This is a genomic window from Enterobacter sp. CPE_E1241, assembly GCF_045618265.1.
Lineage (GTDB): Bacteria > Pseudomonadota > Gammaproteobacteria > Enterobacterales > Enterobacteriaceae > Enterobacter > Enterobacter adelaidei.
Genome location: NZ_JBIWYV010000001.1, coordinates 3,907,882 through 3,933,871 on the forward strand (window position 1 = coordinate 3,907,882; position 25,990 = coordinate 3,933,871).

Genomic DNA, 25,990 nt, shown 5'->3' on the forward strand with positions numbered 1-25,990 from the left:
CATGACGATAGTAGAGGATTGTTACTGGCAATTATCTTAATTGTTTAAAAATAGTGAGTTTAATCACAAGGATCAGCGCGCATCCTGCAGATACTGCCGCAGCCAGCTTCCGGCAATACCTGGCGGGGATCGTTTATTCCATAGCAGATCGATCCCTGTCGCCCGCGGCCAGCCGGGGACATTTAGCTGTACCAGGGATTTCGCGGCGGCAAATTCATCCACCAGTGCGCACGGCAACACGCACCAGCCAAATCCCTGTACTGCCATACTCAAGAGTAACAGGTAATTCGGCGCTGACCAGACGGGCCCGCGCGCGAGCGCCGCCTCGCGCTCAAGATAGGTGCTGAGCCGCAACTCTCGCCAGCCGTGCAGTTCGTCGGCCTGAATTTCAGGTTGGCCGGTCAGAGGATGCGTGGTCGCAACATATATTGCCATGCGGGTCTGCATCGGCAGCCGTGTGACGCCGATATCCGTAGGATAACTGTCCCGCGCTTCCGTCAGGCCAATCTGCGCTCGCTCCTTTTGCAGCAGATCGATGACGTCCTCTTCTTCGCCAATCAGGCATTCGAATTCCGTATGAGGAAAGCGCCGGTCAAACTGGTTCATGAGATCTTCCAGCACATCCGGATTGAGGGTATCGGAAAGGACAAATGTCAGACGCGCCTCCGTTTGCGCCGTTAATGATACTGCCAGCTCATCAAGCCGCGTGCTGGCGGCGAGGATGGCCTGCACATAGCCCAGCACCTGCTCCCCTTGAGCCGTCAACACCGGCTGGCGCGCCGAGCGGTCAAAAAGCTCGAAACCCAGATCGGCTTCAAGATTGGCAATGGACGTGCTGATCGTCGACTGGCTTTTACGCAACCGGCGTGCGGCAGCAGAAAAAGAACCCGCCGCGACGGTTTCAACAAACGCAGTAAGGGCTTCGGGGGAATAGCGCATGATCTATCTACTTTTACGATGGATACCATCTTTAATATATCATCTTTAACGATAAAAATAGGCCCCATCAACGCCCATACTGGCGAATTAACGAGGTCTATGACTATGCAACACCAGGATGCACTCCAACGTAAACTGCCGGAGCGGATCTTTCATGCTGTCTGTTTCGAAGGGATTGCCACGGCGATCCTCGCCCCTACGGCGGCGTGGCTCATGCAGCGTTCCGTGGTTGAGATGGGCGGGTTAACCATTATTCTGGCCACCACCGCCATGCTCTGGAACATTATTTATAACTTCGGCTTCGACCGTTTCTGGCCTGTTCAGCGCGTCAAACGTACGGCAAAAGTCCGTGCGCTGCATGCCCTGGGGTTCGAATGCGGGTTCATCGTGATCGGCCTGTCGATTGTCGCCGCCGTGCTGGGCGTCACGCTGCTAGAGGCATTCACGCTGGAAATAGGTTTCTTCCTGTTCTTCCTGCCGTACACCATGTTCTACAACTGGGCATATGACACGTTACGTGAAAAATTCATTAAGCGTCGTCAGCAAAGACGCGCCCTGGCAGGCTAACTCCCCCCTGGCCGGACGACTGGTCCGGCCAAACTCCGTCGAAGCAACTGCGCTCTCTACGCATAACTATGGTAAATTGCACTCCATTCCGATGGTTTGATAGTTGATACGTTGCTCTAATGTCGAAAATTTGGTCAAAAGATGAGACTCTCTGGAGTTTCGCTCTCTACGGCACGGCCGTGGGCGCAGGAACGCTGTTCTTGCCCATTCAGCTGGGCTCCGCAGGCGCTATCGTCCTGTTTATTACCGCCCTTGTGGCTTATCCGTTAACCTACTGGCCGCACCGAGCGCTGGCACAATTTATCCTGTCGTCGAAAACCAAAGGCAATGAAGGGATCACCGGCGCCGTATCGCACTATTACGGCAGGAAGATTGGCAACCTGATCACCACGCTCTATTTCATCGCCTTCTTTGTGGTGGTGCAGATTTATGCGGTGGCCATCACCAACTCGCTCACGGAGCAACTGGCAAAACACCTGACGGTGGATACCGCCGTTCGCGTACTGGTCAGCCTGGGGGTGGTGCTGGTTCTTAATCTGATCTTCCTGATGGGACGACATATCACGATAAAAGTGATGGGCTTCCTGGTGTTTCCCCTGATTGCCTATTTCCTGTTTGTCTCCCTGTATCTGACGGGAAGCTGGCAACCCTCGCTGCTCACCAGCCAGATGGCATTTGATCAACATACCCTGCATCAGGTATGGATTTCGATTCCGGTGATGGTTTTTGCTTTCAGCCATACCCCGATTATCTCAACGTTTGCCGTTGACCGTCGTGAGAAGTTTGCTGACGGTGCTATGGATAAATGCAAGAAAATCATGAAGGTGGCGTACCTCATTATCTGCCTGAGCGTGCTGTTCTTTGTCTTCAGCTGCCTGCTCTCTATTCCACCGTCTTATATTGTGACCGCCAAAGAGCAAGGGGTTACGATCCTGTCCGCGCTGTCGATGATGCCTTCCTCTCCGGCATGGCTGGGTATTTCCGGGATTATCGTGGCGATTATTGCGATGTCGAAATCGTTCCTCGGCACCTATTTTGGCGTGATTGAAGGGGCGACGGAGATCGTGAAGTCGTCGCTGAATCAGGTGGGCGTGAAAAAGAGCCGCGCCTTTAACCGTGCAGTTTCCATTATCGGGGTGTCGTTAATCACCTTTGCGGTCTGCTGCATAAACCCGAATGCCATTTCGATGATTTATGCCATCAGCGGTCCGCTTATCGCCATGATCCTGTTTATCATGCCGACGCTGTCGACGTATCTGATCCCGTCCCTGAAACAGTACCGTTCCATTGGCAACCTGCTGACGCTGATCGTCGGCGTGCTGTGCGTGTCGGTGATGTTTGTCGGCTAATCCCTTTCGTGCCCGTCGCTCTGCCGGGCACGCCATTCAGTCTCGTCCTGTCGTATCCAGCGGAAAAGGCCTGTCCTGAACGACCGTTTTCATGACAAGCGTCGAGCGAAGATGCTGCACGCCCGGCATCGCTGAGAGTTTCTCGTCATAGAGTTTTTGAAATGCAGACAGGTCACGCGTCACAACGTGCATCAAATAATCGGGATCGCCAAATAAACGCTGTGCCAGCACGATTTGCGGTATCTCTTCCACCGCATCTTCAAAGGCGCTAACCGCTTTTCTGTCACCCTCTTTAAGCGTCGCAAATACTATCGCCAGGAAGTTAAATCCCATTTTGGCGGGATCGAGGCTGGCGCGGTATCCCGTTATGGCTCCGCTTTGCTCCAGCGCCCGCACGCGACGATGGCACGGCGAGAGGCTCAGATTCACCCGCTCTGCCAGCTCAGTAAGTGATAAACGACCGTCAGATTGCAGTTCCGCAAGAATTTTTCTATCAATGCTATCCATGTGGAAGATTTTCTCAGTTTCACCGTGTTATGAGCATAACATTGAAAGCCTATTTCGCAGGGTTAGCGATATTCTTTTTCTCAACGTTTGACGCACTGCGGGGGTCTTCAGGACGATGGAAATGAGTATTGTGGCCGGCTTTTGGGTGGTTTCTTTTCTGCTTATTATGACGCCGGGGGCGGACTGGGCCTATGCCATTAGCGCCGGAATTAACGGTCGACGCGTGGTCCCGGCTGTGATGGGGCTGATGTCCGGTCATCTGCTGGCTACGATGATAGTGGTTGCGGGCGTGGGCGTTTTAATTGCTCAACATCCAATGGCGTTAGCCGGGCTGACCGTGGCGGGAGCCCTGTATCTCCTGTGGCTTGGCATAACGTTATTGCGTCACCCAGCCGCACCGGAAAAGGCCACCCGCCATACGGGAAACTGGACACAGTGGGCGGTGAAAGGACTCTGTATTAGCGGCCTAAACCCGAAAGTTTTTTTGCTGTTCCTGGCCCTGCTTCCGCAATTTACAGACCCAACCGGAAGTTGGTCGATAGCGATGCAGATGTCTGCGCTTGGGATGATGCATCTTATCACCTGTACGCTGGTCTACCTGCTGGTGGGGTATGGCTCGAAAGCCGTGCTGGCGACCCGGCCACAGGCGGCGCGTCTGGTGAGCAGAGCATCGGGAGGGTTGATGGTGCTGATAGCGATGGTATTGCTGTTTGAGCAGGCAAGATAAAAAACACCGGCCATCGCCGGTGTTACTTACGCCCGAATATCGTCATATTCCCGCGTATTATCAAACTCATGTTTAGCAAACGGGCACAGCGGAATAATTTTACGGTTCTCACCGCGCATCTTCTCCACCACTTTCGCCACCAGCTGTTTGCCAACGCCCTGCCCTTTCAGGCTCGGATCGACGTCGGTGTGCTCAATAATGCTCAGGTGCTCGCCGGTCGGTACGAAAACAATCTCCGCGACCTGATTTCCGTGGGCATCGTTCACGTAAAACTTGTTATGGCCTTCCAGAATATCCATGGTTCCTCGCTTATTTTTGGCGATACTTCAACGCACCGCTCGGGCAGGTATCAATCACACGTACAACCGTTTCAACGTCCACTTCATCGGGAATGATCCACGGTTTACGTTTCAGGTTAAACAGCTTAGCGCTTCCGCGTACGCAGTTACCTGAGTGTTTACAGATCCCGGTATTGAAGTAAACATCAATTTTCTCGCCGGTATAGGCCCGGTAACCTGCATCCAGTAGTTCTTTATCCATGACATTGCCTCTGTAATTATTCTGGTATGAAATGAAGCATAGCCTTACGCGATCCCGATGGCTATTACACCGAAAACGAAAAGCCAGGTCACAACTCTTTTCATGCCGGATTGCGCGCCCCTGATGTGCATGTCAGGCTCCGCAAATGTCTCACTTTTAAATGGCTACCGCAGGTTGAATGAAACGCAGACTCTCTTTTCAGGTAAAGCTTTTTTTAGCGCTGGTGTGCTTCTCCTGCCTGCTGTTAGTTCTGCTGGGAACGATCCTGTTTCATTTTATTGACCGACAGCTCCATCACGATCTTGGCCAGCGCGCCAGGGTTCAGGCCAGTCAGATCGCGCTGATGCCGGGTCTGGCGGCAATGGTTGCGGCCCGAGATATCCCCGGCATTGCCCGGTTAATTCAGCCGCTGCGTGCCGAAAGCGATGCCAGCTATATTGTGATTGGCGATCCCCAGGAACAGCACCTTTATCATTCTGAATCCCCGGAGCGGATTAATTTACCGATGATCGGTGGGGATAATGCCGAGGTGTTAAAAGGCAAAACCATTATTTCCGTGCGCCAGGGCGGAATCGGGGTTTCACTGCGCAGCAAAGCCCCCATCTTTAACGCGCAGCACCAGGTGATTGGCATTGTTTCCGTCGGCTATCTGACCTCATATATCGCCAATATTAATGCCCGCATTCTCTGGCAATCCGGGTTGTACGGTGCAGGTCTTCTGCTGCTGCTGTTTATTTTCTCATGGCTGTTTACCCGCAATCTTAAAAAGCAGATGTTCCGGCTTGAACCAAAGGATATTGCTCAACTGGTTTTGCAGCAAAGAGCGTTGCTGGAAGCCATGTATGAAGGGATATTCGCCATTAATAAAGAGAAGCAGTTGATTCTCATTAACCGTGCGGCACGAGAGATGCTGGATATTCGGCAAAGTGAGAAAGACCTTATCGGCAAACCGCTGAAAGATGTTCTGCAAACCTCCCCGGGATTCCTGTCTCAGCGCTACGCTTCGGTGAGCAGCGGCAACCACGACCAGATTGCGGTGCTTAATCAGCGAGAGGTGATCGTTAACCGCGTGGCGATCGAGGTTGAACCGGGTGTCGAGAGTGGTTGGGTATATAGCTTTCGCGACAAAAACGACATTAACACGCTTAGCAGCCAGCTCAGTCAGATCAAACGCTATGCGGATAACCTGCGCATTATGCGCCACGAACAGCTGAACTGGACCGCCACGCTGGTGGGGTTGCTGCAAATGAAACACTATGATGAGGCAATCCGTTACATCCAGGTGCAGTCAGAAGGGGCGCAGCGCGTGCTGGACTTTGTCTCTGCCCGTTTTGTTTCTCCGGCGTTGTGTGGGCTGATGTTAGGAAAATATGTCAGCGCACGCGAAAAAGGCATTGAACTGCTGTTTGATCCCGCCTGTCAGCTCACCCGCATGCCAGCCACCCTCAATGAAACGGAGCTGATGTCCATTATTGGTAATCTGCTGGATAACGCCGTGGATGCAACCCTGAAAGCGCCGGTGCCTGCACCTGTTGAGCTCTACATTTCTGACCGCAATCAGGAGTTATTGATAGAGGTGGCTGACCGTGGCTGTGGGGTGGATGATACGATGAAGCCGCATATCTTCCGCCAGGGGTTCAGCAGTAAACCAGACAGTGAGAACGACATTGTCGGCACCGAGCACGGTATTGGTCTGTTTCTGGTGGCAGGATATATCGATAAGGCTGGCGGCAGTATTGAGATTGCCGACAACACGCCACAGGGCACTATTTTTTCTGTGTTTATTCCGAATGGGCAACAGCATGACCCGACCACTTGATGTTGTGATAGTTGAAGATGAACCGCACCTGGCGGAGCTGCATCGCGAGTATATCGAGCAAAATTTCCTTTTGCGCGTGGTGGGCATCGCCGCGTCCATTGAGCAGGCCTGTAGCCTGATTCGTCAGCATCAGCCGCGGCTAATTTTGCTGGATAACTATCTTCCGGACGGTAAAGGCGTGGAGTTAATCGACAACCCACTGCTAAAAAGCTACGAATGCTCGGTGATCTTCATCACCGCCGCCAGCGATATGCAAACCTGCAGCCATGCCATGCGCAGCGGTGCGTTCGACTATCTGATTAAGCCCGTCTTTTTCCAGCGTCTGCACGCCTCTCTTGAGCGGTTTATGCGCTTCATCCATACCGTACAGCAGGTGAAGGTGGTCGACCAGCATGCGCTGGATCGCCTGTTTAACCTGCCTGCCGCGGAATCGTCCGTTACACCGTCGACGAAAGGGATTGAGCCCCAAACGCTGGAACGGATGAAACAATTTTTCGCCGACAATCCCGACAGGGCGATGTCGGTGGAAGAGGTAGTGGAGAACGTCGGGATCAGTAAAACCACGGGGCGTCGCTATCTTGAATACTGCGTGGAGAGCGGGTTAATCAGCGTCGAAATGCTGTATGGCAATATTGGTCATCCGCGAAGGTTGTACCGCAAAGCCGCCGATAAACCGTAATCCGAAACCGTTCACAGGCTAACGTTCGCGGATTTTATGGTGTTAATTGCTGAAACGACGGCAACAATCACACTTCGGAATCATTGCCCGCTTCACCCTATTGTGGGTGGAGCCCACTGCGCTATGTTGACAATTAGTTCCTCAAATGTAACTAAAAGGTTAACTATAATGTCGAACACGTTCCGAATTTCTCTGCTTACCGCTACTGTACTGTTCTCTGCTTCTGCACTGTCTGCCCTGCCGCAGGGCTATCCTGCTGAGTATCAAAAAGTTGTTGATGCCGCAACGAAAGAGGGCAAGGTTGTTATCTACTCCACCACCGACATCAAAGCTGCCGGGCCGCTGATCCAGGGCTTCGAAAAAACCTACCCGGGCATCAAAGTTGAATACAACGACATGAACAGCACCGAGCTGTACAACCGTTTCATCAGCGAACAGGCCTCAGGTGGTGTGAGCGGCGACGTGGTCTGGAGCTCATCCATGGACACCGGTCTGAAGCTCGCCACCGACTACGCCATGGAGTACAAATCTCCGGAGCAAAGCCAACTGCCGAAATGGGCAGTCTGGAAAGATAAAGCATACGGCACCACCTATGAGCCGGTGGTCTTTATCTACAACAAGCGTCTGATCCCGGCCGGCGACGTGCCGGACTCTCACACCGCGCTGGCGAAGCTGATTGCCAGCCAGACGGACAAATTCAAGGGCAAAGTCACCACCTACGACATCGAAAAATCGGGTCTGGGCTTTATGCTTTCAGTCCAGGATCACAATGCCGATCCTAATTACTTCAAAACCCTGGCAGACGTTGCCAAAGGTGGTTTATCGGTACAGTCCTCTACCGGTACCATGATGGAGCGCGTCTCCTCCGGTGAAAACCTGATCGGCTTTAATATCCTCGGATCTTATGCGGAAGCACGTGCGAAGAACGATCCGTCGCTCGGCATTTCCTATCCAAAAGATTACACCCTGGTGCTGTCGCGCGTGTCGTTCATCAGCCAGCAATCGCAAAACAGCAATGCGGCAAAACTGTGGCTGGACTATGTGCTGTCTGAACAAGGGCAAAACATTCTGGCAAACCAGGCTGACATTCCGTCCATTCGTAACGATATCGAAGGGAAAAATGATATCGACGGCCTGACCAAAATCCTCGGCAACGCGCTGAAGCCGATCCCGGTTGATGAAACGCTGCTGGAATACCTGCAGCCGAAAAAACGCCTGGAGTACATCAAAGAGTGGCGTACCGCCGCCGGCAAATAAGCGTCTGAGCGCGGCGCAGGCCGCCGCGCTCCCTTATCGACTGAGTTCGTTTTTCTGGGCTGCAACACCAGGGATACCCCATGAATACATTACGCAGAAAGTGGCAAAGCCTGCCGCGAGGCATCGTCGTGCTGATAACCGCCCTGGTTATCTACACGCCGCTGTCGTTTATCGTGATACAGAGCTTCCTGTCCGCCCCGTTCTTTTCGCCGTCAAAAGAGTGGAGCTTTGAATCATTTGAGTTTATTTTCACCGACCCTGATTTTTATAAAGCCCTGAAAAGTGGTTTTATTCTTGCTTTCGGGCTGGTCTTTATCTCTATTCCGTTGGGCGGCGTGCTGGCGTTTCTGATGGTGCGTACCGACCTGCCCGGTCGCCGGCTGATTGAGCCGCTGATCCTGGTCCCGATTTTCGTTTCACCGATGGTACTGGGCTTCGGCTACGTGGTAGCCGCCGGTCCAGTAGGCTTTCTCTCCCAGTGGGCTGAGGCGCTGATTGGCTTTGTGCCGTGGAATATCTACGACATGTCGAGCATTGTGGTCATCGCCGGTCTGACGCACGTCCCGCACGCCTATCTGTATATCTCGTCAGCGCTGCGCAGCGTGGGTTCCGATGTGGAAGAGGCCGCGCGCACCGCGGGGGCGTCGCCCTGGCAGGTGATGACCTCCGTCAGCCTGCCGATGGTGCGCCCTTCCATTCTGTACGCCACCGTGCTGCTGTTCTTCCTGGGGCTGGAAGTGTTCGGCCTGATGCTGGTCCTCGGCGACCCGGAAGGCAACATGGTACTGGCGACCTATCTCTATAAGCTGACGAACAAGATGGGTACCCCATCCTATAACCTGATGGCGGCGGTTGCGGTGGTGCTGATCTGCATCACCATCCCGCTGGTGATGCTCCAGCGTCGCCTGATGCGCACCGCCAACCGCTTCGTCACCATGAAGGGAAAAGCCTCTCAGGCCCGCGCGCTACCGTTGGGTAAATGGCGCTGGGTTGCTGGCGCGGTGATTGCCTTCTGGCTCACCGTCACCATCGGCGTTCCGCTGCTCGGCGTGGTATTGCGCGCGTTTATCTCCAACTGGGGCGTGGGCGTTTCGCTGTGGGATGAGCTCTCTCTGAACACCTTCCGCACCATCTGGGCGCAGCCCAACCTGCTGCGCGCCATCGTCAACTCCATGGCGATTGGCGTGATTGGCGGCGCGCTGGCGGTGGTCTGCTACCTGTTTGTCGGCATTGCCATGCACCGTAAACCGGATAACACCACGCGTTTCCTGGACTACAGCGTGCTGGTACCGCGCGCCGTGCCTGGCCTGCTGGCGGGCCTGGCATTCCTGTGGGTGTTCCTGTTCCTGCCGATGTGGCTGGATAACGCGCTGAAATCCGGCTGGCTTTCCGGGTTTGCCTGGACGGACTGGATGCGCGAAAACGTCATCGTCTGGCTGCGTTCGCTGCGCAGCACCATTTTCAGCGTCTGGCTGGCCTATACCGTGGTGTGGATGGCTTATGGGCTGAGGCTCATCTCTTCCACGCTGCTGCAGGTGGGGCCGGAGCTTGAAGAAGCGGCGCGCAGCACCGGGGCAACGCGTGGCCAGATCACCCGTCACGTTACCATTCCGCTTTCCCGCTACGGTCTTATTGGTTCGTGGCTGCTGATGTTCCTGATCTTTGAACGCGAATACTCAACGGGTGTGTACCTGCTTTCGCCCGGCACGGAAACCATCGGCTCGATGCTGGTTTCCCTCTGGGCTGCGGGTGCCATTGATATCGTGGCGGCGCTCTCTTTCATTAACATCCTGCTGGTCGTGGTAGGTCTGGGCATTGCCCTTCGTTTCGGAGTCAAAATACATGATTGAATTAGCGGTTGACGATCTGCACTTAACCTACGGCGACAATCCTGTTTTAAAAGGTGTCTCCATGAACCTCAAGCGCGGCGAAGTGGTCTCCCTGTTAGGCCCTTCCGGCAGCGGCAAAACCACCCTGCTTCGTGCAGTAGCGGGCCTGGAGAAACCCACCCAGGGTTCGATTATTATTGGCAAAAACAAAGTTTACGACGGCACGCCGCGCAGTGAGGTCCCTGCGGAAGAGCGTAACCTGGGGCTGGTGTTCCAGTCCTATGCCCTGTGGCCGCACAAAACCGTTTTTGAAAACGTGGCTTACCCGCTCAAACTGCGTAAAGTGTCGGCCAAAGAGATCCAGCAGCGCGTGCAGGATGTGCTGGATCAGCTTGGTCTGGGGCATCTTGGCAAACGTCACCCGCACCAGCTCTCCGGCGGACAGCAGCAGCGCGTGGCGATTGGCCGGGCGCTGGTGTACAACCCGCCGGTGATTTTGCTGGACGAGCCGCTTTCTAACCTCGACGCCAAGCTGCGCGAAGAGGCCCGCGTGTTCCTGCGTGAGCTGATTATCAAACTCGGTTTGTCCGCGCTCATGGTGACGCACGACCAGAACGAAGCAATGTCCATTTCTGACCGCATCCTGCTGCTCAACAACGGTAAAATTGAGCAACAGGGCACGCCGCAGGAGATGTATGGCTCGCCGAAAACGCTGTTTACCGCCGAGTTTATGGGCAGTAACAACCGCCTGCACGGCAAGGTCACCGAAGTACGCGACGGCAAAGCGCGTATCGAAGGAAAAGGCTGGGTGCTGTGGGGCCAGGCGGGCGAAGGGGTACAAAGCGGTGATGAAGCCACGGCGGTGATCCGCGTCGAGCGCGTGGCGGTGGTCGAGGGACCTGGGGAAAATCAGCTTGAGCTGCCGCTGCTCACCAGCATGTATCTTGGCGACCGCTGGGAGTACCTGTTCCGCACGGCGGGGGATGATTTTGTAATCCGCGCGTATGGGCATGAAGTTCGCGACCCGCAGCACTGCCATCTTTCGCTGCCGGAAAAGCATGTTTGGGTGTTCCCGAAAGGGTGAATGGAAAAAGAAAAGGCTGCGGGATGCGGCCTTTTCTGTTTGTGTATGTGTCTTGGCTGTTGCGCCGTCGGGATAAGTTCCGCGCTGAGTATTCCGATATCACCATTAATCTCACCAGCTCGTATGAAAACCTGCAGAACGCACGCACGTCGAAAATTCAGAGAGGCGGATCAGGAGGAACGGTACAACGTTGTGTTGTTCCATAAGGCCTCCTGTGTTGCCTTTATGACGCTGCCGGCAAAGGATGACTGCATGATCAAATATGGCCATTAGTATGCCGAAGACGAATGGGAATCTGATGTCTGTGTTACACAGGTTATCTCTGCTCAGGACCTACTTCTTCCGCAGGCAGACAGTCATGATCTTTCCGGCCTTTCGCTTTCGGACGACCGCCGGGCACCATCCCTGTAGATAGATCTCGATTCGAACAGTGTGCACGTGATGTGCTCTAAATAGGAAAGTCGGATCTCACAAAGGTAGTTGTCCGGTAATTTCATGATGTTGTTATTTGGATGATTATTATCAGGAAGGAAAGGATGGTGACAGTCAGGATCTTTAATCGAGAAATATTTCAGAGCGGAAATATTCCATATGTAAGAGACTCTTAAAAGACTGTAATCGCTGTTTTATCGAATGAAAATTGAGTTTGGAAGACTTCTGAAGAGTTGAAACTGGAGCGGGCGAAGGGAATCGAACAAAAATCCATTCCACTTCTGTAACCTACTAACAGATAACGATATTGCGATCAGCATAGGTAACTGATTACGTGATAATAGAGGATCATTATCGTGTCAATCAAGGGCCAGGCTTACCTATACAAACGAAAAGACGGAATCTGGATGTTTCAGATCTTCGTCCCGAAGTACCTCAGATTTTTATATCCGTGCCGGATGTGGCGCAAAACCACCTCAACCCGCGATCTCAATGAGGCTCGACGGTTCAGAAACTACCTCTTATTAGAATGGGAAGAGCTTAAGCGGAAGTACAATCCGAGCAACCCCGATCAGTGGTTGCAGCAGTCAATAGCCGCCTTGCATACCGAAGAGAAGAAGAACAAGAGCCGCCCTCAACCTGTAACGCGATCCTGTTCGATTCCCACTCTGTGCCTATTACGGGACGAATACGCCGAAAGCTATAAAAACCGCCGCTCTTATTCAACGTTAAGCAAATCAGCGCGAGCCGTTGAACTATTCCTTGAAAGTGCCAAACAACCGGACATTGCCTTAGAAAGGATAGGCCGCCGCCTGGTGACTGAGTTCCTCGATACACAAAAGGAGAAAGGAGCCGCCGATCAATCTCGTCAAAACTGGCTAACGTGTTTAGGGAGCCTCTACGAGTTTGCAAAGCGCCGCTACGATGGCATACCAGACCGCAACCCTTTTCACGGTCATAACCTCGAAGCACGCCGCACGATAGAGAGTTATCAGCCGTTTGAACCTGACCAGATGCAAAAGTTACTTGATGCAGCAGAGCCGGAGATCAGGAACATCATAATCATGGGGCTGTTTTCAGGATGCCGCCTTGATGAACTGGCAAGCCTAAAGAAGTCAGAGATCAAAACGGTGGAATGTGTACGCTGTTTCTACATTTCGAAATCAAAGACTAAGGCGGGGGTACGGTACGTCCCTATTCATTCCCGGCTATCTGCGATTGTCGATGAATACCTGAACCACAGTTACGGCGAATACCTGTTCCCACAAGCTAACAAGATTAACAGGAAGGATGGTAAGAAAGGGCCGTACTACTCTCAAAACTTCACCAGGTTGCGTGACAAGGTTTTGCCTACCGCTACAGATCGTCAATGCTTCCACAGCTTGCGCGGGATGTTCATCACATGCTTAGACCGTGCCGGGGTGCAGGAAACAAGAATAGGCAGTATCACCGGACACACTGAACAGAAAGCGAAAACCGAAGCATTCCGTACCTATTCACAGGGGGCGAGCATGGAAGAGTTAGCAGGGTATGTCGAATTGGTGGACTACCCTGAAATCTAATTATAGTAACGTTTCAACAAGACCATTATCCTTCCCAGAGTTAGTTAATGAATGTGTATTATTCATTACAACTTTTCATAAAAAAGTTATCATTATTGTATGTTAAAGAAGTTTTGCAAAATGGATTAAAATCAACATGATAATTAAACCCAAGATTCGTGGTTTCATCTGCACAACTACACATCCGGTTGGTTGCCAGGTCAACGTAAACAAACAAATCGAGTACGTCCGCAAAAACGGAAAACTCACTGATGGTCCTGCACGTGTGCTGGTGATCGGTGCCTCAACTGGTTATGGGCTTGCATCCAGAATTTCTGCAGCATTTGGCGGTGGTGCTTCCACTATCGGTATCTTCTTTGAAAAACCGGGTACGGATACCAAGCCTGGCTCTGCGGGCTGGTATAATTCTGCGGCTTTTGATGAAGCAGCGAAACGTGAAGGTCTTTACTCGAAAAGCATCAACGGCGACGCGTTCTCCGATGAGTGCCGCGACGAAGTTATCAGCCTCATCAAAGAAGATCTGGGTCAGATTGATTTAGTGGTTTATTCGCTTGCATCTCCGGTAAGAAAGATGCCAAAAACAGGCGAAATTGTTCGCTCTGCGCTGAAGCCAATCGGTGAGGTTTATACCTCTAAAGCCATTGATACCAACAAAGATCAGATCATTACTGCCAGTATCGAACCGGCAACCGAAGAAGAAGTGCGTAACACTGTTACCGTGATGGGTGGCGAGGACTGGGAACTGTGGATTGATGCGCTTAATAACGCTGGCGTTCTGGCTGATGGTGTGAAGACCGTTGCTTACTCCTACATCGGCACGGATTTGACCTGGCCTATTTACTGGCACGGTGCGCTCGGTAAGGCGAAGGAAGACCTGGATCGGGCGGCAAACGCGTTACGCAACAAGCTGGCTCCTCTCAACGGTGCTGCAAACGTCGCGGTGTTAAAGTCTGTTGTCACCCAAGCGTCTTCAGCTATTCCAGTCATGCCGCTTTATATTTCTATCGTGTTCAAGCTCATGAAAGATCGTGGGATCCACGAAGGCTGCATCGAGCAAATTAATCGTCTGATGACTACCAGCCTATATGGGGGTAGTGCCAAACTTGATGACGAGCAGCGAATCCGCATGGACGATCTGGAACTTCGGGAAGACGTTCAGCAAGCATGTCGAGATCTGTGGCCGACGATCACCAATGAAAATCTGGAGCAGCTAACAGACTACATTGCTTATAAAGAAGAGTTCCTGAAGTTGTTTGGTTTCGGATTTGAAGAGGTTAACTACGAAGCCGATACCGATACAAACATAGATTTTGATGTGAAAACATTAATCTAAGAAAAGGGGGCGCAAGCCCCTTATTTCTTAAACTCTGTATATAATGTGTTGGTTTTCAGCGTTATCAAATCGGAGTTACTAAAAAATAATACTCATCTTGCTGTACGATTCTTAACAACGACTTCTTTAAGGATACGATTATTTATTTTCTCTTTCCACAACCTTTGTTTTTCACTAAGATTTCTTTTCTTCATCGTATCAACAAGGAAATCATACTCTTTATCGTATAAATACCCTTTATCATTTGCATACTCAATCAATGCCAAGTTTGGATTGGCATGAATATTTTTCTTAATCCTTTTCAACCCTTCAAACAAAGTTCCAGTTGAAATATTCAAAAACCTATTTATACAAACGTTACCGACATACGTGGTATTGCCATTTTTTTTATTTTCAATATAGCAATGCTCTTTGATATCTTGACCACAGGGACAGAAATCCATTTCTTCAGAAACTTCTATCGAATGTAGACTCCACTCTGTTTTGGCAACTTCGAAGTTTTTTGAAACAGATAACGACAAAATATGTTCTTTTAGCCTTTCAAAGTTATGGTTTTCCATCAAAAGATCTCCAGAAATAGAAAAAGCGCTACTAATGAGCGCTTTGAGATGTTTTTACTTTTTCCCTTTTTTAGGGGGGGATTTTTACAGTTTCCGTAACAGTTGTCCCTGGACGTTTCTTAGCCTCTTCCGGCTTTACAAACTGACCAGTACCCGCATCACGAACTACCTTTTGTTTAGGCATGAAAACACCTCATCTTAAATGAAGGATAGAACTACTTAACCTTTTTAATAGTAGGTAATAAGCGAAGCGGCGTCAAAGAAAAAACAAAACATCTACACAACATTAAAAAACATCATACAACATATAGCAAAAAAAGTAATATCTACCGTCATCCCCCAGTTGATGACCGTCCCCCCACTCAGTCACAGCCCTCAAATATTTTCGGCAGTGACGAGGCGGTCTTTATAATAGACCGTGAAGATTGCATAGATGCGATTGTTAATGCTAAACAAAAGATCATTCATGGCACTGAGGCTGAATATGGAATCACGATACACTCTGGTTGATGCAGTGCCACCCGCAGAGGACTTTTGCCGCTTGCGCATCATATCCGGTTTAACCCCCCGCCCTCTTGAGGCCGCAAAACAAGCCCTCCCAAGAAGCTGTCATGGCGTATATATTGAATATTCTGATCTTATTGTCGACATGGGGCGGATTGTCGGAGATGGAGCGCTCAACTTCGAAATCGTAGATGTTGCAGTCGATCCAGAACATCAAGGTAAAGGGCTGGGCCGGAAAGTCATGGAGGCATTAATGTCCTGGCTCGGGCAACAAGCACCAGTTGGAGCATACATTACCTTGATCGCAGATGTTCCAGAGCTATATGAAAAATTCGGTTTTAAAACCGTCCGTCCTGAAAGCGAAGGGATGGCGCTCATTTGGGGATCGCATTAATGGAACGAATCATCGAAATATTGCAATACACATTACGCAAAGGCACCGGAGTCACTTTTCACAATATCATGCGGGAAATCAGCATTCCCCTACACCAGCGCCACGGGATCGAGGTTATTTCGTTCGGACACTCCATGCATAACCCGGATTGCTACTATTTGATACGCGCTTTTGATAGCCATGAGAACATGGTTGTTGTCCTTGATGCTTTTTATGCAAGCACTGACTGGCGCAGCGGCCCACGCGAAGACATCATCAGCTGTATAGAAAGCAGCCAAAAAACAGTGGTAAGCATGCCGTCTGGAAGTATGGAAGAGTTAGATAGGTATGTGGCGATGGTAAATGCCCAGTAAATTCGCTTCTGCTGCCGGACAAACTTTAAAACTCATCAAAACTACACCTTCACCGCTTACACAACATGATACTTTCCGCCATACCAGCGAAAAAGAATGGAGACAGTTGCAGCTAAGGCACGCGATAATCCGCGCTCAAGCGAAAAAACTAAACAGCGTGCAGCAACGGTGTTAGCTCAATCTACAAACTAAAAAAACGAGAAAAGGGGCATTAGCCCCTTTGCTGTATCAATCACCACATCAAACATCCCGAGATTCAGTTTTGCGTTCTGTTTTTCTACGTTTTTCAAAGGTGCGGATTGCATCCCAGATAAACAGGAACAGCAGATACCAGTAAAGCGCGATAATCATACGTAAGCGCCCTGGTTCCAGTAGGTTGCGACTGTCCTCACAGACACCGCCATCACTTCAGCAGCCTTTTTCTGAGTTAGCCCTTGCGCCTTGTATTCCAGCACCTTCAAGCGTGTTTCTTCCTGCTTGCCAGCTTTCTTGATCCCAAGGCATTCGATGGTTGAGCCAGGGAAGTAATGGGTTTTGAGGTATTCCGCTGCCGCCATGTCGGGAACGACAAAGACGAGAGGGTGATCGGTATCAGTGTTGCGAATGGATGTTCGGCTAAGAAACTGGTAGCACCGTTCAAGATACATTGCCTGGCGCTTCTTCTTCATCACCGTTTCAAAATCCCAACCGATACGTTTGCAATAGTCAGCCCATCTCTTACGATCTTTATCGCCCAGATTTGCACATCCGAGGAACACAGCACTGTGAACATCCTGGTAGCTGTTCATTCCGTAGCTGGACATCGAAACAGCTTCACCTCCCATGCGATCACCGAGCTCAGCGAGTCCAATAGTTTGGAAGTCACAGATGGGTTTATCGTTGTTAGTTGCGAAGATAAAATCCTTCCCAACAATCTGATTTATCTCTTTCAGATGACTGTTAAAAACATTAGCCAGCTCTGACTGCCCCGCTCTTTTGACATCTTCTGAGAGGACAACCACAATCTTGATAGGCACGTTCTTATGCTTGCGTCTCTCGGGTTCTGGCTGAAGGTGTTCCCCGGCTTCCTGTACTGCGATTTGAGCAACGTTCTCAGCCATCCATACAAACCCACTGCGATCTACACCAGCGCCAAGCACAGTGAAGCTCTTCGCCCACGTTGCGGCCTTCAGTATCGGGTTATAAGTGTATGCAAAGAAGCTGTATGAAGAATCACACTCGGTATGCATCACACCACCACCGTCGAGCGCCACGTAAAGCACTTTCTTCAGGCTGTCGCTGTTAGCGTGCTTCTCATGGTAATACTGGTACAGCTTGTCGTAGTGCTCATCACGCAAATAGAGCAACCCGTTTCGCTCTTCCAGCCATGCCAGGAATGGGAAGTTTTCTGCCGTTCTGTCCGCATGTCGGATCTTCGCTTCAGCCCCAAACCAACCATCAGGGATCTCGTCAATCATCACGTTGTGTTCTGCCAGTAGAGAGCGCATCTCAGGATTGAACGTAGCGAGGTGGCAGTAGTTGGTGAAACATTCGTGGGTGGTTATCACCACATTCGTTTGGAAGCTGTTCGCCAGAGTACTTTTCAGGTTGAGAGTCGCACCTTCAACGCAAATGTGATGATTTGGGATTCTCAAACGATTTAGTTCTTGCTTGAACTGCTCGGCTAAAGCGTGGGTTGGTACTACGATTAAGAACTTTTCTGGGACAGCTTCTCGATTGAAGTCGTAAATGTGTTCTTTCAAACGGTGGCTCTTTCCTGAGCCGCAAATCGCATTAACGAAGTTTACTACTGGTTTCTTTTCGGTCATTCGGTTCCTCTCGGTTTAGGACTGCTGTTATTAACTCACTCACCAGCGCGGCGGCTGATTTGTCTTCACGGTTGGCACGTTCAATCAGCGCCTTGTGGATGTCATCAGTGAATCGGATATTCATTTTGTTTTTTCCTTTCGGTATTCATCAAATCGAGCGAGTGCATCAGCAAACAGTTTTTCACGTTCCGCGTATTTGCGTTTTCTGGCTACGTTCATAGATGCATATATCACTTCACGAGTGACTTCGCCATTGACCAGTTCATTAAAAACCTGGTCACTACTAAAATATTTCAAAGCAATGTTCCTCCTGCTTAGCAACTCATCGGGAATGAGTATTGTGTATATTCCAGACATGACAAAACCCCCACACCGTTTACCCGGAGGAGGCATGAAGATAAAGTCATTAGAGTGGGCATTTGTTAGAGAAGTGAAGATATCCCTCACTTAATACCACCTTACCATGAAACGAACGTTTTGTCAAGTTATTTATTAACTTTCAACAAGATACTATCAAGGATCGTATGGTCACGTTGCTCTCCCACATACATCATGGATGTCCGGTAGCTTCACTGACTCGGATACCATCTTATCTATATTATTAACAATGAAATTTCCGGCTTAATATGCAAGTAAGCCGCTCTTATGGCTACGCCATTTGCACAAGTAACCTGATACAGAGGATGCAGAAAAGTCTAAAGGTACTTTAGAGTTATTTGCATCTTCGGTAAAAATGGAGGCTTACAATGAAACACTGAAAGTGTGTAATGGTGCATAAACTCATTTTCACAAGAGTAACTTGCACAATGGATTCATGGACGAGGTGTACGAGTACATAACACAGGAAATAATCAATATTTACTATTTAAATAGTAGTTAATGGTTTTTTAGGTATTAATGTTCGTTATGTGAGTACTGCGAGCATAGCAGATTTTCTTTACAGGAAAATAGCTTCTGAGTAATAACATCAGGTACAAAGGTTACTTTCCTGTAATCGATATCTTCCATGCTCCGCATTACATGCTACTCATGCAGCATACCTTTCATGGTCGCAGTGCTCCGCATGAAACAACACTCCAGAAAGCCGGAAAACTCCTCATGACTAACAGGATGTAAATAACCGATAAACAACCACATTTGATAGATGTAACCTATCATAATTCCTCCCTTATTATTCATTTTCTAACGCCTTTACGAAACTTTTATCCTTCCATCAACTTTCAACAAAGCCTTATTCTATGCGGCTTACAGCTAAATCAATGACGAATCATTAAGTGCTAATACTAAGCAACCGTTCTTTCTTGCGATGTTAAAATAACCAGCGATTTTTATACCCACTTTTACTCTGAACTACTGGTATTGAAAGTCTTTGCATACGGGCACTGCCCTTTAGTGACGTAGGTGAAAACATACTGGCTGTTCTCATAGGTGCAAAGCGTCTTACCATTCTCCGTTTTTTCCTGCTGCGGATCTGTCATTGTGATTTGTCCTGCCATCACCAACTGTGAAATCAGTAGTCCCGATATCACCAATATTGATTTCTTCATAAGCCTCACTCCAGTTGACTGTTATCGCCGAATGTCACAGTGCTCAGTATTTGTACAATAGCATTGTATCACCCACATCGATCGATTTTACTGATCTATAAGATCGATTTAATTAATTAAAGTGGTAAGATAAGGTAATGCGCTAACAGCGCCTTGTCACCAAATCAAACAAGAAAAGGAAGACCATGAAAAGATTGATTCTCACGTCACTGATCGTTCTCCCCTTCGCCTCAAGTGCAACCACATTCACCTGTAAGGCGATCCAGGAAGGGCAGATCGATTCTGGTAGCCAAAAATCTTCAGTCGAAACTCGCCTTGATGTGCAGGACAAAAGTATGAAGGTGAACATGGGTGGTAAAACCTGGCGACTCGGTTTCTTGGGTGAGAAAAGTATTGCGAAGATGTACGCCACGCCAGACGGAGGGATTGCCGTCACATACATCGACAATGGGAGTGAGCCTATTTTCGTTATGCGCCCCACAAACAATGATGGACAGACTGCTGTCTACACGCTCAGCCTGTGCTCTGAGATGTAAACAAAGGCGTGAGTAATCACGCCCTATATATTTGCTCGACCCCAACAATCAAACCGCAACGAGCATTTGAGCCTATCACCAGCTTCGCGATTATCATTTCCACTTACATTTGCTCTCAGTCCCGAGTCCTAAACCTCTATTATCCAGTCTCAAAACAATCTCCTTATAAGACTACACCGACACAACGGCAAAATGCGGCTTCGCCTTGTCTCAAAAGGTTGATCTTTTATTTTGGGACAGCTATTATTTTGATACTATCTTTTGAGACTTAGAGAACATCATGACAACTGTGATCGGATATGTGCGAGTTTCCACCAGCGACCAGAACGTTGAAAACCAGAAGCAGCAGATAACCGAAGCTGGATATAGTGTTAATCGCTGGTTCAGTGATAAAGCCGTGAGTGGTGCAGTAAAGGCATCAGATCGTCCAGGGTTTGGTGAACTACTCAGCTATGTGCGAGAAGGCGATACGCTGATTGTGATTGCCATAGACCGCTTGGGACGTAATACCATTGATGTACTGTCGACAGTTGAAATGTTGCAAGCGAAGGGCGTGAAGGTTGTCAGCTTGCGAGAAGGGTTCGACCTGTCAACACCAGTGGGTAAAGCAATGCTTACCATGATGGCAGGACTTGCCAGCCTGGAGAAAGACCTGATAGCAGAGCGCAGAACGGCAGGTATCAAGCGTGCTCAATCGGAAGGCAAACATTGTGGCAGACCGATTAAAGCAACCGCTGAACAGGTGAGAGAGCTATTAGATCAAGGTTGCTCTCCAGCAATGGTTCAAGATAGGCTGGCTATCAGCAAAGCCACCTTCTACCGACTAAAGACCTACTGACCCATCTTACTGATATTTGAGGAATCTCCCAGTTACAAGCGGGAGCCTTCGATCAGGTTGTTAAGCGGCTTCAGCAAGCGTGATAGACTATATGCATTAAGAGATATATACGCGCATTAAACGCTTACTTGATCACGTACGTGCGTTGAAATGAATATAAAGGGGCAGTTTGCCCCCTATTCTTTAGGGTATGAAAGTTCAGCGGTGACTAAATGTGATTCTGACTTATCAGATTGGACGTCATACGCGAAGCTATACCGCTCCCCAGACGTAAACTTAAATCCAAATACAGGAAGACACTCCCCCTTCGGCACATAAACAGGCTTGTCATCGAAAATCTTGTGAAGAGAGTCGCTATTATCGCTTTTGATTTGAATAGCAGTGATCCGTTCCTGCGGCTCCAGTGGTGACAACACACAAACTTGATTATCTTTGATCAATGCCGTTGTAGATTCACGATCTACCATTCGATCACCTGGCCCAGGGCATCCCGTTAAGAGGAATACAACACCCAGCAACATTTTGTTTTTCATGTTTAACGCCCCTTCCCTGTTACGATTTTCTGGTAAAGCGAAGGGACATCCTGCAACAAATCTACGCCCCTGTACATCCCCATGCGCCCTGGTCTCTGATAGTAAGACCACTTACTGATCCCATAAACCAGCAGTAACCAGTAATCAGCTAAAATAGAGGCTTGCTGTTCAAGAGAATAATCAGTGAGCTTTTCTTTATCCAGCCTGTAGGTATATTCAGCAGCCCAGCTAAAAGCTCCCCGCATTCTCACCCATTGCCCGTGTTGGTGTTGCCAGACATGCCCCAGCTCATGGATGAAAACATATTTATCTTCGATGAAAACCGAGTTTGCGGAAAAATCTTCCCTGTACATCGACTTTCTGTACCATAACTCCCCGTTTGGAGTCATCGCGTAGTTCTGTTTTTGTAGTCCGAATGGTAAATAGCTGTCGCAATGAATCCAGACACGGCTATACACTATCGAATCACCGAACACCCTACGAGCCATTGCTATCTCGCCTAAAGTCATCCGGCGTAATGTTCCTTCTTCTGCCTGTGCGCTCATAAACCGTCCTCCTTGTATGATTTATCTAAATCGTAAAATCATAAGTCGAAATAGTCTATACACGAACATTAGCCATTCATCAAATACAGTGATGGTGCAAGCGTTACTCCCCATTGGTACTATCCCCGTCCTCTTGTAGCATGGACTCAATAAACTCTCGTTGCTCATGCGTCAGTGCAAGTTCTTCCAGCAAGCGCTCTAACTCTTCCTCAGGTGATTCATCTTGAATCTGTCTGTTCCCGATAGCCATGCTCACCCTTGAGTTATTAGGATTAATCGCAGAGTATTCAGGGTGCAGAAAATGCGCAACTAACAGATTTTGGACAATAAAGCCTTATTGCCCATTGATGGTATGACAATGGGTGGTGCAACAGCATCAGCGTTTTGCCTACTGGCAATGTGTGTCAAACCACTCACGTACCTCATCAGTAGTAGCGCTCTCTTTGTGTTTGGCTACTGCCCACACAGAAAAGTTATTCAGGTACTTTTCGTAAAAGCCACCAACTGGATATTCAATCCCCTTTTTAATGAAAGTTTTAACAAATATTTTTTCTGCAATTTCCTTTTGGGAGTTCGTGAAATCTACCGAGTAGCGGGGCGCGTTAGCAATGAAATGGCAATAAATCCCGCTTAGTACATCTGTATCATTTAACAATGGGGGAGTCTGACAAGCCCAAATATCTTGAATGGAGGATGAAGTACCAGCATTCGTCTTATATAGAGTTGCTTCCTTCCCCTTGCTTTTGCAAAAGTCCCCAATCAGTGACATTACAATATCCGCGTTACTTACGTCTCTGTAACGAGCGGTTACAAGCCATCCTAAGCTCTGATCATAACTCTCCGAATAAGTAGGCACATCTAAGTGCTCTTGCCGCTGAGAACCCCCGCTACAACCGACGCAAATGGCACAGAAAAAAAGTGATAATCCTTTAATACACATGATCCACCGTCAACAGTTTGTTATTAAACATATTTAACCTCAGAGCAACTTGAGTGTTTTGTTTTTTCTCTTAACATTCCAAATCAGGCTAATGAGGGGTAAGCCATTATGGATTAAGGTTCAGATACAACTGAAATAATAGAGAATCCAGCAATCTCCGTCCCCCCTCTGCCAGAGTGAAATCTGGCGGAATCCCTTCTGACTGCGTCCTGGACTTCATCTTGTGTTGGCTCGTGGTCAGAGCGAAGTAACACCGTCTCCGCTCTGGTTTCTTTCCCGTCTCTGTGTTCGTATGTGATTTTATACGTGATGCTCATCATCTTCCTCCGCCTTATTGGATGTACTTTAGTTTAGACAATACCATCCACAAAGCCCCGTTAATGATACAAGTAACAAGCTGAGCATAAGCGAGGTACTTGTAGTACCTGCATATTACAAGTACATGGGTACGGATGATCGCAGTGATTGCCACTCTGCACCTGTTTATGTTATGTAGCTCATAACGCTACACACCGGACTTATAGACATATGATCAATAAAATGGATTTATAAGAAGTCACACATAAAAACAGGGTATTACTGATAACACTGGCGCTCATGACCCAACAAACTCACGTAGAACTTATCACGCTAATCTTGATAGACTAACAGGAGACTGACAATACTAAGGCGTGTATTTACAGCAATACAATCTATGACGATCAGTCCGTTTGAACAATGCAAATGTATTAAGACGTCTGTAGAGTATTCAGAACACTTTGATTATTAAATCATCATTTCTGTTCATTCGCGGCAGTAAGTAAATCAATAAAAATCTCGGAGAAGAGAGCGTCTTTAAAAATATCAATCTTAAAGATCTTCTGATGACTACCAGAAGTTAACTGTGATTTTAATCTCATTCTAATGACATCATGATAATCTTTAGAAGCAGAGAAAACATAGAATATAGCAAATCCCTCCACAACGAAATACCATAGTACACTGTCAGCCTCATCACTTTTTATAAAAGCAAAGTTACTAAGAATAGATTTAATAACGTGATCAGGAATATTATTCGTTGTATCGATCAATCTAAATACACAAATACGGATGAAGTTATCCACCTTCAAATGACTAAGTTTATTTATTCTCACCTGTTTATTTTTAATGCAATGCCTCATCAAGTCATCCAACTCAGGAACTCCATTAACAGTTGAATAATGCACACTTTTAGAGATAGAGGCTCTCCATAGTATACTTAGTAAGAAAAGATAAAATCGCTTATAATCGAAAGAGTTGATGATAATATGGTCAGAGTTTTTACGTATATTATGATGATTTCTCAACAATCTTGTTCCATACGATTCGTACTCATGGCTGATAAACTGCTCACATTCGAAGCATAGAAGTGGCTCTTTAGGATCAACATTTTCTCGTTTTGGTTTACTACCTTTTTGAAATATAATCAACTGCGAATCATTCTTCTTCAATCGTTTGAAATAGCTTCTTGGTATGCTATGAGATTCCAGTAGTTCTTTCTCTTCGAGACATAACTTACAGATACTTTTCATAAGTTTCCCATAATATAAAAATGTCGATATTTACATTCCCTGCTTAGCAAGATATTAAATAAGGTCTCATAGAATCCCCAAGATACTTACCCTATTCATACTATCACAAGCATGTTCAGTTTATTTGTTAACTGGTACTAACTCCAAAACGCCATAATGCGCCTGTCTGTGACAGTTCGGGCACAATGCAATCGCATTTTCAACGGAATCCTCCCCACCATTCGAAAGCCACTCAATGTGATGAACCTCAAGAAATGGTGTGCCGTCTACTTTGAGAAAAGGAGCGTCACTCTTACAGCTTTGACACTTGCCATTAGCCCTTGAAAGAACTTCGGCTACCACATAGGGGCTTCGCTTATAAACTCGTGTTGTAACCTCGATTAGCTCAGGAGTTTTATTCTCAGCGTCTAAAATCTCTTTGCGTTCTGACGGGGGCAGTTCTGACGCATCATCAACAGCCTTTTCAAACTCAGATTTCACCTTACGGTAACACCATTTACCTTGCTGATCCTGATACAACTCCCAAATACCATGAATAGAGGGTTGATAGATTTCAAAGATCTTCCCTCGCTTGAACAATCGGTCATACTCATGATGCCGATGGGTTACATCATCAGTTCGCCTGGCTGTTTTGTTGAAACTCCAGTAGCTACGATTGCAGTTGACTGAGTTGACAATGAGATTCAAGTGGGTGTCGTCTTTATAATGTGGAAATCGCTCTTTCAGATAAGCATCCACTTGCTTCGCCGTTGCCGCCCCTCCGAACTGTTCCTCAATCACTTGGACAGTAGTGATTCTTATCGGTTGGTCGCCATACTTGTATGTTCGATTTGCTTTTGAAGACATCAAAAAACCTCTTGCAATCTAAGATTTATCTTAGATTAACTATCGAGCATAACTTGTGCAACTCTCTGATTTTGGACAATAGAAGCCATAAAGCCCCGTTGGTGATACAGCAACAAGCGTAGCGACTTCATCAGACTGTCAGAGGGATCACACCTTATCAGGATAACCGTGTACCTTTGCGGGAGCGTGGCTGAAGCGCTGATAGAGCCTACATGTCGTTTGTAGGTACGTTATCACCATAAACCTGCTTACGTGGCTCATAGGGCGCGTGTGTTCAATCTGTCGATGACATAACGATGCCTGGATGGGCTTTTTCTTCACGTTTTCTATCGCGGTGTGAGGATGCAACTGCCGCCAACGCTGAGTTATACTGTCATCTCACCATGTAACTTAGCGTGACAGTTACCAAGGG

Annotated in this window: 29 protein-coding genes; 14 read left to right on the plus strand and 15 right to left on the minus strand. The window is 48.4% G+C overall.

Annotated elements, in window-relative coordinates; translation table 11 throughout:
- Positions 1–72: 72 nt before the first annotated feature.
- Positions 73–939: a LysR family transcriptional regulator gene (locus ACJ9Y9_RS19085; RefSeq protein WP_028016933.1), complete on the minus strand. Its 867-nt coding sequence runs from the start codon at positions 937–939 to the stop codon at positions 73–75.
- A 105-nt stretch (positions 940–1,044) separates the two neighbouring features.
- Here ACJ9Y9_RS19085 and ACJ9Y9_RS19090 point away from each other — a divergent pair, with 105 nt between their 5' ends.
- Both ACJ9Y9_RS19090 and ACJ9Y9_RS19095 read left to right on the plus strand, forming a co-directional pair.
- Positions 1,045–1,506 carry a multidrug/biocide efflux PACE transporter gene (locus ACJ9Y9_RS19090; protein ID WP_028016934.1) on the plus strand — a complete coding sequence of 154 codons (462 nt, stop codon included), beginning with the start codon at positions 1,045–1,047 and terminating at the stop codon, positions 1,504–1,506.
- 119 nt (positions 1,507–1,625) lie between these two features.
- Positions 1,626–2,855 carry an amino acid permease gene (locus ACJ9Y9_RS19095; protein ID WP_028016935.1) on the plus strand — a complete coding sequence of 410 codons (1,230 nt, stop codon included), beginning with the start codon at positions 1,626–1,628 and terminating at the stop codon, positions 2,853–2,855.
- A 36-nt stretch (positions 2,856–2,891) separates the two neighbouring features.
- Here the strand turns inward: ACJ9Y9_RS19095 and ACJ9Y9_RS19100 are convergent, their stop codons facing one another.
- Complete coding sequence (locus ACJ9Y9_RS19100) at positions 2,892–3,362, minus strand: Lrp/AsnC family transcriptional regulator (protein WP_028016936.1); 471 nt, start codon at positions 3,360–3,362, stop codon at positions 2,892–2,894.
- Positions 3,363–3,477: 115 nt separating this feature from the next.
- Between ACJ9Y9_RS19100 and ACJ9Y9_RS19105 the strand changes: the two genes are divergently transcribed.
- Positions 3,478–4,089, plus strand: coding sequence for a LysE family translocator (locus tag ACJ9Y9_RS19105; RefSeq protein WP_028016937.1), 612 nt, complete (start codon positions 3,478–3,480; stop codon positions 4,087–4,089).
- Between the two features lie 26 nt (positions 4,090–4,115).
- Here the strand turns inward: ACJ9Y9_RS19105 and ACJ9Y9_RS19110 are convergent, their stop codons facing one another.
- Together ACJ9Y9_RS19110 and yjdI are read right to left on the minus strand one after the other, a co-directional pair.
- Positions 4,116–4,388, minus strand: coding sequence for a GNAT family N-acetyltransferase (locus ACJ9Y9_RS19110; protein WP_028016938.1), 273 nt, complete (start codon positions 4,386–4,388; stop codon positions 4,116–4,118).
- Positions 4,389–4,398: 10 nt separating this feature from the next.
- Positions 4,399–4,629, minus strand: a complete 231-nt coding sequence (gene yjdI, locus ACJ9Y9_RS19115) for a 4Fe-4S mono-cluster protein YjdI (protein ID WP_008499689.1) — start codon at positions 4,627–4,629, stop codon at positions 4,399–4,401.
- 178 nt (positions 4,630–4,807) lie between these two features.
- Here yjdI and ACJ9Y9_RS19120 point away from each other — a divergent pair, with 178 nt between their 5' ends.
- The 7 genes from ACJ9Y9_RS19120 (at position 4,808) to fabV (ending at position 14,624) form a co-directional block, all read left to right on the plus strand.
- Entirely contained in the window at positions 4,808–6,448 is a 1,641-nt protein-coding gene (locus ACJ9Y9_RS19120; RefSeq protein ID WP_028016939.1) for a sensor histidine kinase, read from the plus strand.
- Positions 6,432–7,127, plus strand: coding sequence for a response regulator (locus ACJ9Y9_RS19125; RefSeq protein WP_152546594.1), 696 nt, complete (start codon positions 6,432–6,434; stop codon positions 7,125–7,127). The genes ACJ9Y9_RS19120 and ACJ9Y9_RS19125 overlap by 17 nt, the downstream gene beginning before the upstream one ends.
- Positions 7,128–7,295: 168 nt before the next feature.
- Positions 7,296–8,384 (plus strand): ABC transporter substrate-binding protein, encoded by a 1,089-nt coding sequence (locus ACJ9Y9_RS19130; RefSeq protein WP_028016941.1) that lies wholly within the window; start codon positions 7,296–7,298, stop codon positions 8,382–8,384.
- Between the two features lie 80 nt (positions 8,385–8,464).
- Positions 8,465–10,234, plus strand: coding sequence for an iron ABC transporter permease (locus tag ACJ9Y9_RS19135; protein ID WP_028016942.1), 1,770 nt, complete (start codon positions 8,465–8,467; stop codon positions 10,232–10,234).
- Positions 10,227–11,297 carry an ABC transporter ATP-binding protein gene (locus ACJ9Y9_RS19140; protein ID WP_028016943.1) on the plus strand — a complete coding sequence of 357 codons (1,071 nt, stop codon included), beginning with the start codon at positions 10,227–10,229 and terminating at the stop codon, positions 11,295–11,297. The genes ACJ9Y9_RS19135 and ACJ9Y9_RS19140 overlap by 8 nt, the downstream gene beginning before the upstream one ends.
- A gap of 788 nt (positions 11,298–12,085) precedes the next feature.
- Positions 12,086–13,291, plus strand: a complete 1,206-nt coding sequence (locus tag ACJ9Y9_RS19145; protein WP_023294888.1) for a tyrosine-type recombinase/integrase — start codon at positions 12,086–12,088, stop codon at positions 13,289–13,291.
- Positions 13,292–13,427: 136 nt separating this feature from the next.
- Complete coding sequence (gene fabV / locus ACJ9Y9_RS19150) at positions 13,428–14,624, plus strand: enoyl-ACP reductase FabV (RefSeq protein ID WP_023294887.1); 1,197 nt, start codon at positions 13,428–13,430, stop codon at positions 14,622–14,624.
- 92 nt (positions 14,625–14,716) lie between these two features.
- Here the strand turns inward: fabV and ACJ9Y9_RS19155 are convergent, their stop codons facing one another.
- Positions 14,717–15,184, minus strand: coding sequence for a hypothetical protein (locus tag ACJ9Y9_RS19155; protein ID WP_023294886.1), 468 nt, complete (start codon positions 15,182–15,184; stop codon positions 14,717–14,719).
- 484 nt (positions 15,185–15,668) lie between these two features.
- Here ACJ9Y9_RS19155 and ACJ9Y9_RS19160 point away from each other — a divergent pair, with 484 nt between their 5' ends.
- Together ACJ9Y9_RS19160 and ACJ9Y9_RS19165 are read left to right on the plus strand one after the other, a co-directional pair.
- Complete coding sequence (locus ACJ9Y9_RS19160) at positions 15,669–16,082, plus strand: GNAT family N-acetyltransferase (RefSeq protein WP_023294884.1); 414 nt, start codon at positions 15,669–15,671, stop codon at positions 16,080–16,082.
- Positions 16,082–16,435, plus strand: coding sequence for an NIPSNAP family protein (locus ACJ9Y9_RS19165; RefSeq protein WP_023294883.1), 354 nt, complete (start codon positions 16,082–16,084; stop codon positions 16,433–16,435). The genes ACJ9Y9_RS19160 and ACJ9Y9_RS19165 overlap by 1 nt, the downstream gene beginning before the upstream one ends.
- 347 nt (positions 16,436–16,782) lie before the next feature.
- On the opposite strand, the gene ACJ9Y9_RS19170 is transcribed toward ACJ9Y9_RS19165, so the two are convergent.
- From ACJ9Y9_RS19170 to ACJ9Y9_RS19185, 4 genes are all read right to left on the minus strand, one after another.
- The gene (locus tag ACJ9Y9_RS19170; RefSeq protein ID WP_023294881.1) at positions 16,783–18,243 is read right to left on the minus strand and encodes a DEAD/DEAH box helicase family protein; all 1,461 of its coding nucleotides are present in this window, start codon (positions 18,241–18,243) and stop codon (positions 16,783–16,785) included.
- Positions 18,209–18,367 carry a hypothetical protein gene (locus ACJ9Y9_RS19175; protein ID WP_023294880.1) on the minus strand — a complete coding sequence of 53 codons (159 nt, stop codon included), beginning with the start codon at positions 18,365–18,367 and terminating at the stop codon, positions 18,209–18,211. Before ACJ9Y9_RS19175 ends, ACJ9Y9_RS19170 begins: the two co-directional genes overlap by 35 nt.
- Complete coding sequence (locus ACJ9Y9_RS19180; protein WP_084832169.1) at positions 18,364–18,600, minus strand: hypothetical protein; 237 nt, start codon at positions 18,598–18,600, stop codon at positions 18,364–18,366. The genes ACJ9Y9_RS19175 and ACJ9Y9_RS19180 overlap by 4 nt, the downstream gene beginning before the upstream one ends.
- Before the next feature lie 983 nt (positions 18,601–19,583).
- Positions 19,584–19,790 carry a hypothetical protein gene (locus tag ACJ9Y9_RS19185; protein WP_023294878.1) on the minus strand — a complete coding sequence of 69 codons (207 nt, stop codon included), beginning with the start codon at positions 19,788–19,790 and terminating at the stop codon, positions 19,584–19,586.
- 185 nt (positions 19,791–19,975) lie between these two features.
- On the opposite strand from ACJ9Y9_RS19185, the gene ACJ9Y9_RS19190 reads away from it, so the two are divergent.
- Both ACJ9Y9_RS19190 and ACJ9Y9_RS19195 read left to right on the plus strand, forming a co-directional pair.
- Entirely contained in the window at positions 19,976–20,326 is a 351-nt protein-coding gene (locus ACJ9Y9_RS19190) for a hypothetical protein (protein WP_023294877.1), read from the plus strand.
- Between the two features lie 280 nt (positions 20,327–20,606).
- A complete protein-coding gene (locus ACJ9Y9_RS19195; RefSeq protein ID WP_023294876.1) occupies positions 20,607–21,164 on the plus strand; it encodes a recombinase family protein in 558 nt (185 codons plus the stop codon).
- A gap of 176 nt (positions 21,165–21,340) precedes the next feature.
- Here the strand turns inward: ACJ9Y9_RS19195 and ACJ9Y9_RS19200 are convergent, their stop codons facing one another.
- The 6 genes from ACJ9Y9_RS19200 to ACJ9Y9_RS19225 form a co-directional block, all read right to left on the minus strand.
- The gene (locus ACJ9Y9_RS19200; RefSeq protein WP_032635620.1) at positions 21,341–21,697 is read right to left on the minus strand and encodes a putative T6SS immunity periplasmic lipoprotein; all 357 of its coding nucleotides are present in this window, start codon (positions 21,695–21,697) and stop codon (positions 21,341–21,343) included.
- Positions 21,698–21,699: 2 nt separating this feature from the next.
- A complete protein-coding gene (locus ACJ9Y9_RS19205) occupies positions 21,700–22,242 on the minus strand; it encodes a hypothetical protein (RefSeq protein ID WP_023294875.1) in 543 nt (180 codons plus the stop codon).
- A gap of 103 nt (positions 22,243–22,345) precedes the next feature.
- Complete coding sequence (locus ACJ9Y9_RS19210; RefSeq protein WP_023294874.1) at positions 22,346–22,492, minus strand: hypothetical protein; 147 nt, start codon at positions 22,490–22,492, stop codon at positions 22,346–22,348.
- A gap of 138 nt (positions 22,493–22,630) precedes the next feature.
- On the minus strand, positions 22,631–23,011 hold the full coding sequence (locus tag ACJ9Y9_RS19215) for a hypothetical protein (protein ID WP_032635618.1): 381 nt from the start codon (positions 23,009–23,011) through the stop codon (positions 22,631–22,633).
- Positions 23,012–23,955: 944 nt separating this feature from the next.
- On the minus strand, positions 23,956–24,732 hold the full coding sequence (locus ACJ9Y9_RS19220) for a hypothetical protein (RefSeq protein WP_023294871.1): 777 nt from the start codon (positions 24,730–24,732) through the stop codon (positions 23,956–23,958).
- A gap of 120 nt (positions 24,733–24,852) precedes the next feature.
- The gene (locus tag ACJ9Y9_RS19225; protein WP_023337724.1) at positions 24,853–25,578 is read right to left on the minus strand and encodes an HNH endonuclease; all 726 of its coding nucleotides are present in this window, start codon (positions 25,576–25,578) and stop codon (positions 24,853–24,855) included.
- Positions 25,579–25,990 lie beyond the last annotated feature (412 nt).

What these genes read in the sequence shown, in the direction of transcription:
- ACJ9Y9_RS19085 (WP_028016933.1), bottom strand. Translation starts at nt 939, where the DNA reads ATGCGCTATTCCCCCGAAGCCCTTACTGCGTTTGTTGAAACCGTCGCG.
- ACJ9Y9_RS19090 (WP_028016934.1), top strand. Translation starts at nt 1,045, where the DNA reads ATGCAACACCAGGATGCACTCCAACGTAAACTGCCGGAGCGGATCTTT.
- ACJ9Y9_RS19095 (WP_028016935.1), top strand. Translation starts at nt 1,626, where the DNA reads ATGTCGAAAATTTGGTCAAAAGATGAGACTCTCTGGAGTTTCGCTCTC.
- ACJ9Y9_RS19100 (WP_028016936.1), bottom strand. Translation starts at nt 3,362, where the DNA reads ATGGATAGCATTGATAGAAAAATTCTTGCGGAACTGCAATCTGACGGT.
- ACJ9Y9_RS19105 (WP_028016937.1), top strand. Translation starts at nt 3,478, where the DNA reads ATGGAAATGAGTATTGTGGCCGGCTTTTGGGTGGTTTCTTTTCTGCTT.
- ACJ9Y9_RS19110 (WP_028016938.1), bottom strand. Translation starts at nt 4,388, where the DNA reads ATGGATATTCTGGAAGGCCATAACAAGTTTTACGTGAACGATGCCCAC.
- yjdI (WP_008499689.1), bottom strand. Translation starts at nt 4,629, where the DNA reads ATGGATAAAGAACTACTGGATGCAGGTTACCGGGCCTATACCGGCGAG.
- ACJ9Y9_RS19120 (WP_028016939.1), top strand. Translation starts at nt 4,808, where the DNA reads ATGAAACGCAGACTCTCTTTTCAGGTAAAGCTTTTTTTAGCGCTGGTG.
- ACJ9Y9_RS19125 (WP_152546594.1), top strand. Translation starts at nt 6,432, where the DNA reads ATGACCCGACCACTTGATGTTGTGATAGTTGAAGATGAACCGCACCTG.
- ACJ9Y9_RS19130 (WP_028016941.1), top strand. Translation starts at nt 7,296, where the DNA reads ATGTCGAACACGTTCCGAATTTCTCTGCTTACCGCTACTGTACTGTTC.
- ACJ9Y9_RS19135 (WP_028016942.1), top strand. Translation starts at nt 8,465, where the DNA reads ATGAATACATTACGCAGAAAGTGGCAAAGCCTGCCGCGAGGCATCGTC.
- ACJ9Y9_RS19140 (WP_028016943.1), top strand. Translation starts at nt 10,227, where the DNA reads ATGATTGAATTAGCGGTTGACGATCTGCACTTAACCTACGGCGACAAT.
- fabV (WP_023294887.1), top strand. Translation starts at nt 13,428, where the DNA reads ATGATAATTAAACCCAAGATTCGTGGTTTCATCTGCACAACTACACAT.
- ACJ9Y9_RS19155 (WP_023294886.1), bottom strand. Translation starts at nt 15,184, where the DNA reads ATGGAAAACCATAACTTTGAAAGGCTAAAAGAACATATTTTGTCGTTA.
- ACJ9Y9_RS19160 (WP_023294884.1), top strand. Translation starts at nt 15,669, where the DNA reads ATGGAATCACGATACACTCTGGTTGATGCAGTGCCACCCGCAGAGGAC.
- ACJ9Y9_RS19165 (WP_023294883.1), top strand. Translation starts at nt 16,082, where the DNA reads ATGGAACGAATCATCGAAATATTGCAATACACATTACGCAAAGGCACC.
- ACJ9Y9_RS19170 (WP_023294881.1), bottom strand. Translation starts at nt 18,243, where the DNA reads ATGACCGAAAAGAAACCAGTAGTAAACTTCGTTAATGCGATTTGCGGC.
- ACJ9Y9_RS19175 (WP_023294880.1), bottom strand. Translation starts at nt 18,367, where the DNA reads ATGAATATCCGATTCACTGATGACATCCACAAGGCGCTGATTGAACGT.
- ACJ9Y9_RS19180 (WP_084832169.1), bottom strand. Translation starts at nt 18,600, where the DNA reads ATGTCTGGAATATACACAATACTCATTCCCGATGAGTTGCTAAGCAGG.
- ACJ9Y9_RS19185 (WP_023294878.1), bottom strand. Translation starts at nt 19,790, where the DNA reads ATGAAGAAATCAATATTGGTGATATCGGGACTACTGATTTCACAGTTG.
- ACJ9Y9_RS19190 (WP_023294877.1), top strand. Translation starts at nt 19,976, where the DNA reads ATGAAAAGATTGATTCTCACGTCACTGATCGTTCTCCCCTTCGCCTCA.
- ACJ9Y9_RS19195 (WP_023294876.1), top strand. Translation starts at nt 20,607, where the DNA reads ATGACAACTGTGATCGGATATGTGCGAGTTTCCACCAGCGACCAGAAC.
- ACJ9Y9_RS19200 (WP_032635620.1), bottom strand. Translation starts at nt 21,697, where the DNA reads ATGAAAAACAAAATGTTGCTGGGTGTTGTATTCCTCTTAACGGGATGC.
- ACJ9Y9_RS19205 (WP_023294875.1), bottom strand. Translation starts at nt 22,242, where the DNA reads ATGAGCGCACAGGCAGAAGAAGGAACATTACGCCGGATGACTTTAGGC.
- ACJ9Y9_RS19210 (WP_023294874.1), bottom strand. Translation starts at nt 22,492, where the DNA reads ATGGCTATCGGGAACAGACAGATTCAAGATGAATCACCTGAGGAAGAG.
- ACJ9Y9_RS19215 (WP_032635618.1), bottom strand. Translation starts at nt 23,011, where the DNA reads ATGTCACTGATTGGGGACTTTTGCAAAAGCAAGGGGAAGGAAGCAACT.
- ACJ9Y9_RS19220 (WP_023294871.1), bottom strand. Translation starts at nt 24,732, where the DNA reads ATGAAAAGTATCTGTAAGTTATGTCTCGAAGAGAAAGAACTACTGGAA.
- ACJ9Y9_RS19225 (WP_023337724.1), bottom strand. Translation starts at nt 25,578, where the DNA reads ATGTCTTCAAAAGCAAATCGAACATACAAGTATGGCGACCAACCGATA.